Here is a 13,054-nt window from a genome sequence, read left to right as displayed (position 1 = left end):
AAATTAGAAAATAAGGAAAATAGAAGTGAATACAGTTTTGGCAAATATGCCAAAAGCCATTCAAATTGATGGCTCACAAGGTGAAGGTGGTGGACAGATTTTAAGAACTACCCTTGCGCTTTCAATGATTACAGGCCAACCGTTTGAATTAATTAATATACGTGCAGGACGTAAAAAACCAGGGCTAATGCGTCAACATTTAGTTTGTGTACAGGCATCTCAACAAATTAGCCAAGCTTATATAGAGGGTGCTGAATTACATAGCCAGCGTTTATATTTCGCACCTCAGCATATTCAAAGTGGTAAATATCAATTTCAAATCGGTTCAGCGGGTAGTACAACACTGGTTTTACAAACGCTTCTACCTGTTTTGTTATTACAAAATGAAGCTACCGAACTCACCATTTCAGGGGGCACACACAACCCCCTTGCACCAACAGCAGATTTTATTGAACACTGCTTTTTACCTACTCTAGCGAAGATTGGAATTAACGTCGATTTTAGATTAAATAAAGCTGGCTTTTTTCCGATAGGTGCAGGTGAAATTCAGGTTACCGTTCAGCCATGGCAACATCGAAACAGCTTAAATTTATTAGATCGTGGTGCTTTGCAATGCAATGAAGCTTTTGCAGCTGTATTAAATCTTTCAGAAGAAGCTCAAATAGCACAACGTGAATTAACGACATTAAGTAAAAAGCTAAACTTAAGCTCTCAGCAGCAATTTCATTTAACTGGAATTAGCCAAGGCAATACAGTATATGTGAAAGTTACTCATCAATATCACACTCAACTTTTTACAGCTTTAGGTGAAATGCGTAAAAGTGCTGAGCAAATAGCTGATCACTTAGCAAAAGATGTAAAGCTATATTTATCTTCGCAGGCTGTTGCAGATGAGTATTTGGCAGATCAATTGCTTCTACCTTTAGCTTTAGGTCAAGGTGGTGAATTCACCGCACAATGTATTAGCGAACACACTCGTACCCAAGCAGCCATGATTGAAAAATTTATTGATTGTGAAATCGAATTTGTCGAGTTAAATCCAAATCATTTTCATGTAAAGGTTAAAGTTTAAGAAGCTCATGATTGAGCTTCTTATTTATAAAAACTACTCTACAGATGCCAAAGCCGTTACCAACAGCTTCCAGCATTTCTCTACAGTGTCTACTTTTACTCGTTCGCCCGGCGCATGCGCCCCTTGAATATCCGGGCCAAAAGAAACCATCTGTAAATGTGGATAATGCTCGGCAATAATTCCACACTCCAAGCCTGCATGAATCACTTTGAGATTTGGCTCAATATTAAATGCATTTTGATAGGCTTGTTGTAAGCACTTTAGAGCAGCCGAGTCAGGATTTGGTGTCCAACCTGAAACTAATGGGGTGAGTATAGAGGCGATATTAAATTGACTAAAATGTGCCTGAATTTTTTCTGCAAAATCTTGAGCTTCTTGATTCACCATTGAGCGAACCATTAAAACAGCTTTTCCGCCTTCTCTATTTAGTCTCACCACCCCAATATTATTTGAAGTCTCAACCACCTCTGAGAGAGCTTGACTCATACTTGCAACGCCATAAGGACTTGTTGCCAAAGCTTGTAACCATTCGTCTTGCTGTTGTTGAGCAATCACTTCCGCCACTTCAACACTATTAGGTTGAATAGTTAATTGCAGATTGTCATCAATACCTTGTAGTTGTTGTTTCCAGTTTTTCTGATATTCAACGAGTAATTTTTCTAGTTCTGGTAAATGATTAGGTGAAATTGCAATAGTTGCTACAGCTTCGCGAGGTAGTGCATTACGAGCTGAACCACCTATAAACTCAACAAGTCGTCCACCAAGCTTTGCTAAATACTCATTTAAAAAGCGGGCTAGAATAACGTTGGCATTACCACGCCCTAAATGAATATCTACACCAGAGTGACCACCTTTAAGGCCAGCCACCTGAATATTTACAACCGTCAAATTTTCAGGAAGTGGTTCATAAGTAAGTGACTGTTCAACTTCAACATCAATACTGCCAGCACATCCGAGATATAGCTCGCCCCACTCTTCTGTATCAATATTAAATAGCCATTTCCCTTTTAGCACACCTCCCTGTAAAAGCCGTGCACCACTCATACCTGCTTCTTCATCAACAGTTAAAAGAACTTCAATTGGGCCATGAGCAATATCATTTGAGTCTAAAACTGCCAAGGCTAAAGCTACCCCGATGCCATTGTCTGCACCTAAGGTAGTGTCTTTAGCAATCAACCAACCATCCTCAAGAACTGGATGAATTGGGTCTTTAAAGAAATCATGTACTGTGCCAGTGTTGGCTTGTGTGACCATATCTAAATGGCCTTGAAGAATAACGCCAGACACATGTCCTTTACCCGCAGTCGCATTCTTACGGATAATTAAATTACCGACTTCATCTATGTAAGTTTCTAAATTTCGACTTTCAGCCCAGTTTTTTAAAAACTCACTAAGCTGTTGTTCATGCTTTGATGGGCGAGGAATAGTGCAAAGTGTTTGAAAATGCTGCCAAACTACTTGAGGAGATAAGTTCGAAAAATCAAATGGCACCATATATTTATACTCTCACAAATATTCTTAATAAACGTAGGTTTATTGAAAGATAAGAATTTATCAGCGCAGTTTTAGCTTTTATTAAAATCGACGCTGATAAATTAAAAAATGACTTTAAATGTAGAATATATTAGATATAAAAATCAAAGCTAAATTTCACGAACCAAACGGAATCTCCACATAATTGAACGAGCTTGTGAAGTTACATACGCATTACGATAAGCAGTTCGCACGTTATAAGTGTTATATATCCATGCCCCTCCACGTAAAACTGGGAAATTACACTGTCCATTATTTTCTTCACCCCAGCGACGATTCACATTAGGAGCATTTTCATAATTTGAATGCCAGCAGTCATCCACCCATTCTCGTGCGTTAGCACTCATATCATATAAACCAAAATTGTTTGGTAAAAACTTTCCAACTGGTGACGTAAATGCATAACCATCCGTGCATTTAAATAGACTCCAACCACTGGTTTGGGGTAATGCTGCCGCTGTAGATGGATCTAATACATTTGCGTATTTACAAGCTTGGTCAAGATTAAGGTCATCTCCCCAATAATATGCTGTTGTCGTTCCAGCACGCGCCGCATATTCCCACTCAACTTCTGTTGGTAAACGGTAGGTCTGACCTGTTTTTTTAGATAACCATTTCGCAAATTCTCTTCCATCTTCACGGCGTACACATACAACAGGATCCTGAGGTGTTTGATTCATACCCGAATTATTCGGATTTAAATCATCTCGATACCACATATTGAAGACCCCATTGCGTGTTTCCCAATTACGACACCCCTCGACTTCCCATCCAGTTTCCTTTTGGAAAGCCTGAAACTCAGCAATTGTTGTTTCATAAGTTGACATTGCAAATGGTTTTTCGACTTGTACTAAGTGCTGAGGTAATTCGTATGGTCGAGATTGAGCTGGTACATTTTGTTGCTCTTGCTCATTTATATTTCCACCCATTAAAAAGCTACCAGCTGGAATAACCGTCATTTCTGGACAAAAACTATCTGAACAATCTTTGAATTTAGACTTTGCTAGAGTTGATTGATTAATATTGGTGTTGGTTAATGACGCTAATTTAATTTAAGGATTCATATTTGGCGGGTTATTGATTTGACGAATTAATAAATTAATTGTTCCTTGCCATTCACTTAACATTTCCCTTAGCATGGCAGGTCATTCAATACTTACGCCTGTTCCATCATAGTCTGGAGCATTACACCTCGCTCTTAATACAGTTGACTCATCGGTAAGCTGAGCTAGTTTCGGGATAATTTGATTATCAAGAAAAACTCCCAAATTATTTGAACTAGCGATATTAGCTCTTAGTTCTGCCGCTGATTTTTGAGCAATTGCTGCCTCACTGATAACTTTAGAATAGACACTATCACACTGATTTTCTTGCCATACTAGATTTTGCTTAAGATTCTCTAAAGAAGTAATTGTTCCTTCTAGCAACTTCTGGTTTGTTGAGTTTATGGTCGTATCTTTATCATCACTATTACACGCTGATAATAAGGAGATAATCAATATACCAAAGCCTTTTGAATAATTACTGGAAATTATTTTCATGTTAATTCTCTGTAAAATAATATAAATAAGAAGAGGAAATTGAGTAGTTCTTTGTTAAAAAGCATTTTTAAATTAATAGAAAATTAGTTCAAAATTCAAACAATATTATTTTTTCGTTTGTTAATTTTTATTAAATAATGTCACTACAAAAATAAATAATTCTTATCAATATTAATAAATAAAAAGGGTGAACAAATATGTTCACCCTTACTTCATAAAATATATTTAATTGATCAAGACTTCCAAACAAATTGGGAAAAACTATGATCGGCTTTCAAACTATTTTCAACGGCCTGTGCAAGCTGGCGAATAATGCTTTGTGTTTCAATTTTCTCAAACCAGTCTTGTTCTTCATCTGGATTGGCAGAGATTTCACACATCAAATGCCCTTCATGGTCTGTTGTCTGGCAAGTAATTGATAATGGCAAAAGATGATTATCAATACTCACTTCTACTTTTTCATGTTCATGCACAATGTGCTGCGCATCAAAACCATAATGCCCCAATTGCTTAAACAGTAAAGCCGCTACATATTCTTGAGTGATATGGCATTCATTTGGTGGATGATCAAGCACCCCATGTTGTGGGCAACTGGCAATAAATTGTAATTTTTTCATCCTTTGTCCTAACACTTTTATCATTATCTGCGCTTAGCATAAGCAATAAACAAACAGCAGCCAAGCCTTTAGCCCGCTGCTGCCGTTGCTATTGTGTTAGCAATTATAAAATGTGTTAGGTCAAAAGTTATTGGCTAACTTCGATTGTTAAACCTGCACGATTCGCCAACTCAGTGAAAGTTGGGAAGCTTGTCGCCACAGTTTCAGTACCCTGAATTGTAATCGGACCAGAATTACGAAGACCTGCCATACTAAAACTCATAGCAATACGGTGGTCATGATGTGATTCAATTTCACCACCAGCAAAGATTGGTGACCAATCACCTGACTTACCTTTGCCTTCAATGATGATGCCATCATCAGTTGGCGTACAGTCAATGCCCATAATTTTTAAGCCATCAGCCATGACTTGAATACGGTCAGACTCTTTCACACGAAGTTCTGCCGCGCCAGTCAGTACCGTTTGGCCTTCAGCACAAGCTGCTGCAATAAATAAAGCTGGGAACTCATCAATTGCCAAAGGCACTTGGTCTTCAGGCATATGAATGCCTTTAAGCGTGCGTGAACCTTTAATATGAATATCAGCAATAGGTTCGCCACCAGCAATACGTTCATTTTCAACAGTCAAGTCAGCACCCATCTGTTTTAAAATTTCAATGACGCCAGTACGTGTTGGGTTAATACCTACAGCTTCCAGAACAACATCAGAACCCTCAGTAATCGCAGCGCCCACCATAAAGAAAGCAGCTGACGAAATATCTGATGGTACTTGAATGTCAGTACCCACTAATTTACCGCCACCAACAAGGGAAATCTTATTGCCTTCAGTCTTAACATCATAACCAAATGCACGAAGCATGCGCTCTGTATGGTCACGAGTTGGCTCTGGTTCTGTAACAGAGATTTCACCTTCAGCCCATAGGCCTGCAAGTAAAATACCAGACTTCACTTGAGCAGATGCCATAGGTAAATCGTATTGAATCGCTTTTAATTGTTGACCACCAGTAATGCTTACAGGGGGTGTACCTTTCTCACCTGTTGTCTGGATTTGCGCACCCATTAAACGCAATGGCTTAGCAATACGCTCCATTGGACGTTTAGAAAGTGAAGCATCACCTGTCATCACTGAATCAAACTTTTGTGCTGATAACATGCCTGAAAGCAAACGCATGCTTGTACCAGAGTTACCCATATACAATGCACTTGCTGGTGCTTTTAAACCATGCATGCCCACGCCATGAATAGTCACTTCACCATTTTTAGGGCCTTCAATGCTTACGCCCATATCACGGAAAGCTTGCAAAGTTGCCAAAGCATCTTCACCTTCGAGGAAGCCAGTTACATGGGTAGTGCCTTCGGCAATAGCACCAAACATAATGGAGCGATGTGACACAGATTTGTCACCCGGTACGGTAAATTTACCTTTAAAGGCCTTATTTCCCGGTAAGATACTGAATTGCTGTGTCACCTTATTTTTCTCCATTAAAGGTTTTTTGGCTAACATATGATTGAAATGCTGACGTGCTGCCTGAGCATGGCCGAGTAAACCCATTAATGCATGAGAATCTTCGTTTTCAATCAATTTTCTAAGTACGGTAAGTTGCTTTTCGAAGCCATCTACAGCATTTAATATCGCTGTTTTATTGGCAAAAAAAATGTCATGCCACATTTGAGGATCACTGGCCGCAATCCTTGAAAAGTCACGGAAACCACCTGCTGCATAACGGAAAATATCAAGATTATCTTCACGGTTTGCAAGTTGCTCGACCAAATTAAATGCCATCAAATGTGGTAGATGACTCGTATGCGCCAGCACTTCATCATGCTTGGCAACATCCATACAAATGACTTCAGCTTTAGCAGCTGACCATAGTTGAATCAGTTTATCAACAGCCCATTCTGCACTTGTCGGTAATGGCGTTAAAATTACTTTGTGATTTGCAAATAGGTCAACCTTACCCGCATGAACACCCGTGTGTTCACTACCCGCAATAGGATGCCCCGGTACAAAACCTGCTGGTAAATCTTCACCAAATACAGCTTTTGCTGCATCAACGACATTACCTTTTGTACTTCCCACATCAGTTACAATCGTGGTTTCTGACAAATAAGGTTTAATTTGCTCAAGCACTTTTTGTGTAGCACGTACGGGCAAGGCTAAAACAACTAAATCTGCCCCTTTCACGGCTTCAACAGGATCAGAAAATCCTTCTTGTATTAAGCCAAGTGATTTTGCATCTTCTAAAGTTTTCTGTGAGCGTGTAGATGCAACAACAGTTGTGGCCAACTTTTCTGCAACAATAACACGAGCTAAACTCGACCCGATGAGTCCTAAACCAATAAATGCAACTTTTTTAAATAGGGGTTGTGACATAACTTCAACTTTGCTTTTGCTCAAAGTTATTTAAACCATTGAGCAATTTGTTTTTAAGCATAATGACATGCTTATCTTGATGCATGTCATTATTCCAACATAAGTGATTACAGAACAGCAGCAGGATAAGAACCTAAAATACGAATCTCTTTCACCATTGGGCGAATATCATTAATCGCAGCAGCAACATTCTCTTGTTCGATATGACCTTCTAAATCGATAAAGAATACATATGCCCACTTTTCAGGTAATGCTGGACGAGTTTCAATACTTGTTAAGCTAATATTATGTTTTGCAAATGGTGCTAAAATTTCTAGTAAAGCACCCGCACGGTCATGTGCTGAAATCAATAACGATGTTTTATCATTGCCGCTTTGTGGAATTTTTTCACGGCCAATCACTAAGAAACGCGTGGTATTTTCTGGATTATCTTCAATATTGCTATGTAAGATTTCAAGGTTATACATGCCTGCTGCAATATCAGATGCAATCGCTGCCGAATGCCATTCGTTGCGAATACGGCGTGCAGCTTCTGCATTTGAGTTTAAAGCAACACGTTCAACACCTGGATAATGCGCATCTAACCATTGGCGACATTGGGCCAGAGTTTGCTGATGAGCATAAATCTGCTTAATACTGTCTTTACGTGTATTTTCAGAAACAAGAAATTGATGATGAATACGTAATTCAACTTCACCAATCACATTTAAATTCGATGTTTTAAAGCAATCTAAGGTATGGTTTACAACACCTTCAGATGAATTCTCGACTGGAACTACACCGTAATGTGCACTACCTGCTTCCACTTCACGGAAGACTTCATCAATCGTTGGAAGTGGGCGTACAACCGCATCCTTACCAAAATGCTTAAGCACAGCAGATTGAGTAAAAGTACCTTCTGGCCCTAAAAATGCAATACTTTGCGGTGCTTCTAAAGCGAGGCAAGCAGACATAATTTCACGGAACAATCGCGCCATGGTTACATCAGACAAAGGACCTTGGTTGCGCTCCATCACTTTACGTAAGACCTGCGCTTCACGTTCAGGACGATAAAACAAAGGATTCTCTTCGGATGCAAATTTAGCTTTCGCAACAGCTTCAGCAAGGCTTGCGCGTCGATTTAATAACTCTTGAATCTGTTGATCCACGCTATCAATATCTTCGCGAATTTGTTCTAAACTAAGAGAAGTCGTTTTGTTTTGATCATCGTTGATCATTAGAATGCAGCCTCAGTAAAATCATCTTTTAAACGAGAGTATAACAATAGTCTGCTTTGATTTGTTAGGCAATATAGCTGTAAGAGCTTTTTTCATTAACCTTTTTACGCACATTCCTTGAATTGCTTTATTTGATAATGATTTTCATTTATCATTTGCGTAATAAATTTTATTATCACTCATTATGCATAAATCATTTTTCTTTTTACCTTGCTGTTTCCTTTTGAGCTCATTAATAAACAGCTCTGTTTTGGCTCAAACTTCCACACAAAATCAATCAAAAATCGTTTTTCAAAATAATCAGGCACAATTTCAAATTAAATCTAAAAATACAGGCCATGATTATCTTATTCAAATTTATAAACCACCCGTTGCCCCACCCCAACATGGTTATCCAGTACTTTATATATTAGATGGCAATGCCACATTTCCAAGTGCTGCCAATATTGCCCAGTCTATTGGTGCAGGTTCAGCAAAATTAGGCCTAGACCCACTCATGATAGTCGCGGTTGGTTACCCGCAGCAAAAAACTTTTGATGTGCAAAAACGCGCTTATGATTACACACCAAAACCTTCTGCTGAATTTCAGGCACAAGGTAAATATAAATATGGTGGTGCTGACAAATTCATCAATTTCTTAAATGATGAACTCAAACCAGAAATTGCAAAACAATTTCCAGTTAATAGTCAACAACAGAGTCTATATGGACATTCTTTTGGAGGCTTGTTGGTTCTTTATCATTTTTTTCAAAAGCCAGATGCATTTCAGCGTTATTTTGCTGCCAGCCCTTCTCTTTGGTTTGACCAAGGCATGTTATTTCAAAAGTTAAATCATTGGCAAAGTCAAAAACAAAGCAATTCTCCGATGCTTTTGACCACGGTCGGTACACATGAACAAGGCGGGCCACGTACTCAACTTGATAATAAATTTAACGAAACAGATTTCTTTAAAGCTCTGGAAAATAAACGTTCAGATCAATTTACTTATTGGCATTTTTATAACCCGGCTGAACAACACATTACAAATTTGTATGCAAGTCTACCCAAAGCACTTATGTTTGCTTCGTGCAAAGACCTAGAAAGCTGTAAATCCTTGTTTGATGGGCCAGTGCAGCAGCCAGCCAAGTAAAAACATAATTATATTTAAATATGATTATTTCGTTGTTCTTAAAGATAGACCTCTTAATGCATAGATTGGTTATACTGACCCAATATGTCATAACAACAGTAAAATAGAATGAATAAAATTATTGTTTTAGGCTTACTGGGTCTTACAAGTTTTAGTTTAACGGCTTGCGGCGGTTGCCCCTTAATCGCAGGATGCAATGGTACTGATAATTCTCCATACTATATGACAACTGTCAGTAATCAAGTTCGCGGTATTCCAATTCCACCTCAAACCAAGCTGACCTATCAGGCCCAAAATTTCAGAGAGAAATTTGAGCAAACGCATGCTTTAAAAGAGAAAAATTTATCAGGCATTGCTTTACCAGAAAATACAGCAATCATTTGGGGCGGTATGCCAGTAGACATGTTTATACAGTTTTCTAATCCCGAAATGAAAGGCTTCTCGGTCTATCCAGCACGAGGATTTAAAGCAGAGTTATCAAATGATTTTTTACGTTTATGGAAAAGCTGTGAAAGTGATTTAAACATTAACTTAAAGAATCCAAATGATTGGTCATTTAATCCTGAAAATATGAAAATAACTGGTTGTGGTGTCGTCTTTCAAGAACGTAGTGAATACACCGAAGATTCATTTCATCAAGATGAAGCAGATGAGTTTTTAAGAAAGATGAATCATGAATTACAGCAATTACCGAAACAACAAGACTATCCTGTCATTCAACAGAAGACTAAATAGCTAAAAACAAAACAGCCTGTTCTAAGACAGGCTGTTTTGTTCTATGCTTAATTAGGCTTTGCCAATTAATCCACGCGCTACGATTTCTTTCATAATTTCATTTGTACCACCGTAAATACGTTGGATACGGGCATCTACAAAGAAACGTGAAATTGGATATTCAGTCATATAACCATAACCACCAAAAAGTTGGAGTAAGTTGTCTGCAACCTTCATTTGCATATCACTACTGAAACTTTTCAATGCTGCAGCTGTTTCTACATCTAGTTTGCCTTCTTGATATAAGGCAACGTTTCTTTCATAAAAAGCTGCTGTAGCAAGCTCATCAATTTTTGCTTGTGCTAAAACAAAACGAGTATTTTGGAATTGTGAAATGGGTTGACCAAATGCTTGGCGCTCTTTTACATACGCTGTTGCCAAATCAATTGCACCGCGAATTGCACCAATTGCAGTAGATGCGATTGCAGTACGTTCACGAGGTAACTCTTGCATTAAATAAGCAAAACCTTGCCCAGCTTGACCAAGTAATTGGTTTTTAGGTACTTTCACATTGTCAAAAAACAGCTCAGATGTGTCTTGAGAATGTAGGCCGATTTTGTCGAGGTTGGTACCTTTTTTAAAGCCTTCCAGATGTGTATCTGCTAATAATAATGACACACCTTTTGCACGGGCTTGAGGATCAGTTTTTACTGCAAGCACGACAAGATCAGCATGCTGTCCATTTGAAATAAATGTTTTTGAACCATTTAATAAATAGTGATCGTCTTGCAAAATGGCGCTGGTACGCATTGATTGTAAATCCGAGCCTGCTCCAGGTTCAGTCATACCAATTGCACCAACAACTTCACCTGTTACCATTTTCGGTAACCAATATTGTTTTTGCTCTTCTGTCCCAATGTGTAAAATATACGGCGCAGCAATTTCAGAGTGACAAGAAATAGCTGTCGATAATGCACAAAAACCAGCACGTGCAGATTCTTCAACTAACATTAATGAATAGTAAGTTGGAACCCCATAACCACCATATTCTTCTGGAACATCTACACATAAATAGCCATTTTCACCCAGTTGATTCCAAACGGAACGAGGCATGATTCCTTCGCGTTCCCATTGATCGTAGTGAGGTGCAATATGCTCACTCATAAAACGTTTAAAATTATCACGGAATAATTCTAAATCTGCATCGTATGCCAACATAATATTTTCCTTCAGCTTTATTGTTTTATCGAATCTCATTGCTGTGCATGCTAATCATTTTTTTAGCAACTGTCATGGCATAGCTGCTCATTAAAACTGTACTTTTCAGTCAGCCAATAAAAAAGGAAGCTAAAGCTTCCTTTTTTATATAGGTTTATTTGAATTAATCTAGACCTTCAGCGACTTGAGGACTTTTTGGTTCCATCATTTTTCTGTCGACTTCATCTGGATTATTTAAAGCATCATTGAGCTTATCTTTATCTAAAGCACCGACCCATTTAGCAACAACAATTGTCGCTAAAGAGTTACCAACAAGGTTAGTTAAAGCACGTGCTTCTGACATGAAACGGTCAATACCTAAAATCAATGCCAAACCTGCAACTGGAATATGTCCTACAGCAGACAAAGTTGCCGCCATCACAATAAAGCCAGAACCTGTTACACCCGCCGCACCCTTAGATGAGATTAAGAGTACTAGTAACAAAGTAATCTGATGCTGAATATCAAGCTGTGTATTTGTTGCCTGAGCAATAAAGATTGCAGCCATGGTCAAATAAATTGACGTACCATCAAGGTTAAATGAATAACCTGTTGGTATCACCAAACCAACTACAGATTTTTCACAACCTGCAATTTCAAGTTTACGCAACATGCGAGGCAAAACTGATTCAGAAGAAGATGTACCAAGTACAATTAATAACTCTTCACGAATCATGCGAATCATTTTGAGAATACTGAATCCACTAACACGGCTGATTGTACCCAAAATCAAGAAGATAAAGAGTAGACACGTAATATAGAAGCAGAGAATTAATTGCCCTAATTGTACAAGTGAACCAACGCCATATTTACCAATGGTGAATGCCATTGCACCGAATGCACCAATCGGAGCCAGTTTCATGATCATGTTCACAATGTTAAAGAACACATGTGCAACTTGATCAATAAATTTTAAAACTGGACGTCCTGCATCACCTAACTTATGTAAAGCAAAACCAAAGAGAATTGCAAAAAGAAGGACTTGTAAGATTTCACCATTTGCAAATGCGCCAACAACCGTATCTGGAATGATGTGCATTAAGAAATCAATAGTAGATTGTGACTCACCAGAACTGACGTATTTTTGAATGCCCGAGGTGTCTAGAGTTGTAGGGTCAATATTCATCCCTACACCCGGTTTAGCAATGTTAATTACAACAAGGCCAATCAGAAGTGCAATTGTTGAAACAACTTCAAAATATAACAACGCGACGCCGCCAGTTTTTCCGACTGACTTCATGCTTTCCATGCCAGCAATACCGCTGACCACGGTACAGAAAATAACTGGAGCGATGATCATCTTGATCAAACGAATAAAGGCATCACCTAATGGCTTGAGTTTCTCACCTAAACCTGGGATATGCTGTTCAACACCATTGACAATTTGCGTTGAGCTTGGGGAAAAATGCCCTACCAAAACACCCGCAATAATCGCAATAATCACCTGAAAATAAAGTGATTTATAAATCGGTTTTTTAGCCATAACTTTACTTCAATCTATATTTCCAAGTCCGTTGGAAATACCAAAATGAAACGTCTATTCTTTACGAATACACAGCCCTAACCTTTCACATGAACACCGCAAAAGGGAAACGGTTCT

General features: G+C 38.5%; 9 protein-coding genes and 1 pseudogene. 3 read left to right on the top strand and 7 right to left on the bottom strand.

What is annotated here, in order from left to right:
* The first annotated feature begins 25 nt into the window (after nucleotides 1–25).
* Nucleotides 26–1,072, top strand: coding sequence for an RNA 3'-terminal phosphate cyclase (rtcA, locus tag ACS604_RS05125; protein WP_474770497.1), 1,047 nt, complete (start codon nucleotides 26–28; stop codon nucleotides 1,070–1,072).
* 33 nt (nucleotides 1,073–1,105) lie between these two features.
* On the opposite strand, the gene ACS604_RS05120 is transcribed toward rtcA, so the two are convergent.
* From ACS604_RS05120 to pheA, 5 genes and pseudogenes are all read right to left on the bottom strand, one after another.
* On the bottom strand, nucleotides 1,106–2,566 hold the full coding sequence (locus ACS604_RS05120; protein ID WP_474770495.1) for an aminoacyl-histidine dipeptidase: 1,461 nt from the start codon (nucleotides 2,564–2,566) through the stop codon (nucleotides 1,106–1,108).
* A gap of 149 nt (nucleotides 2,567–2,715) precedes the next feature.
* Nucleotides 2,716–4,146 (bottom strand): annotated as a pseudogene (locus ACS604_RS05115) (formylglycine-generating enzyme family protein).
* A 233-nt stretch (nucleotides 4,147–4,379) separates the two neighbouring features.
* Nucleotides 4,380–4,763 carry a hypothetical protein gene (locus ACS604_RS05110; RefSeq protein ID WP_474770493.1) on the bottom strand — a complete coding sequence of 128 codons (384 nt, stop codon included), beginning with the start codon at nucleotides 4,761–4,763 and terminating at the stop codon, nucleotides 4,380–4,382.
* A 127-nt stretch (nucleotides 4,764–4,890) separates the two neighbouring features.
* On the bottom strand, nucleotides 4,891–7,137 hold the full coding sequence (locus ACS604_RS05105) for a bifunctional prephenate dehydrogenase/3-phosphoshikimate 1-carboxyvinyltransferase (protein ID WP_049837095.1): 2,247 nt from the start codon (nucleotides 7,135–7,137) through the stop codon (nucleotides 4,891–4,893).
* Nucleotides 7,138–7,244: 107 nt separating this feature from the next.
* Nucleotides 7,245–8,354 carry a prephenate dehydratase gene (gene pheA, locus ACS604_RS05100; protein ID WP_003650703.1) on the bottom strand — a complete coding sequence of 370 codons (1,110 nt, stop codon included), beginning with the start codon at nucleotides 8,352–8,354 and terminating at the stop codon, nucleotides 7,245–7,247.
* 184 nt (nucleotides 8,355–8,538) lie between these two features.
* Here pheA and ACS604_RS05095 point away from each other — a divergent pair, with 184 nt between their 5' ends.
* On the top strand, nucleotides 8,539–9,483 hold the full coding sequence (locus ACS604_RS05095) for an alpha/beta hydrolase (RefSeq protein ID WP_474770491.1): 945 nt from the start codon (nucleotides 8,539–8,541) through the stop codon (nucleotides 9,481–9,483).
* 108 nt (nucleotides 9,484–9,591) lie between these two features.
* Entirely contained in the window at nucleotides 9,592–10,218 is a 627-nt protein-coding gene (locus ACS604_RS05090; protein ID WP_474770489.1) for a hypothetical protein, read from the top strand.
* A 51-nt stretch (nucleotides 10,219–10,269) separates the two neighbouring features.
* On the opposite strand, the gene ACS604_RS05085 is transcribed toward ACS604_RS05090, so the two are convergent.
* Complete coding sequence (locus tag ACS604_RS05085; RefSeq protein WP_004791229.1) at nucleotides 10,270–11,415, bottom strand: acyl-CoA dehydrogenase family protein; 1,146 nt, start codon at nucleotides 11,413–11,415, stop codon at nucleotides 10,270–10,272.
* 163 nt (nucleotides 11,416–11,578) lie between these two features.
* Complete coding sequence (locus tag ACS604_RS05080; RefSeq protein WP_174759360.1) at nucleotides 11,579–12,937, bottom strand: dicarboxylate/amino acid:cation symporter; 1,359 nt, start codon at nucleotides 12,935–12,937, stop codon at nucleotides 11,579–11,581.
* Between the last annotated feature and the right edge of the window lie 117 nt (nucleotides 12,938–13,054).

It is taken from the genome of Acinetobacter sp. Li1LvA2 (assembly GCF_056156705.1).
This window is presented reverse-complemented; position numbering and strand designations above follow the sequence as displayed.

Coding starts and splice junctions, on each gene's coding strand:
- ACS604_RS05120 (WP_474770495.1), bottom strand. CDS start 2,566: ATGGTGCCATTTGATTTTTCGAACTTATCTCCTCAAGTAGTTTGGCAG.
- ACS604_RS05110 (WP_474770493.1), bottom strand. CDS start 4,763: ATGAAAAAATTACAATTTATTGCCAGTTGCCCACAACATGGGGTGCTT.
- ACS604_RS05105 (WP_049837095.1), bottom strand. CDS start 7,137: ATGTCACAACCCCTATTTAAAAAAGTTGCATTTATTGGTTTAGGACTC.
- pheA (WP_003650703.1), bottom strand. CDS start 8,354: ATGATCAACGATGATCAAAACAAAACGACTTCTCTTAGTTTAGAACAA.
- ACS604_RS05095 (WP_474770491.1), top strand. CDS start 8,539: ATGCATAAATCATTTTTCTTTTTACCTTGCTGTTTCCTTTTGAGCTCA.
- ACS604_RS05090 (WP_474770489.1), top strand. CDS start 9,592: ATGAATAAAATTATTGTTTTAGGCTTACTGGGTCTTACAAGTTTTAGT.
- ACS604_RS05085 (WP_004791229.1), bottom strand. CDS start 11,415: ATGTTGGCATACGATGCAGATTTAGAATTATTCCGTGATAATTTTAAA.
- ACS604_RS05080 (WP_174759360.1), bottom strand. CDS start 12,937: ATGGCTAAAAAACCGATTTATAAATCACTTTATTTTCAGGTGATTATT.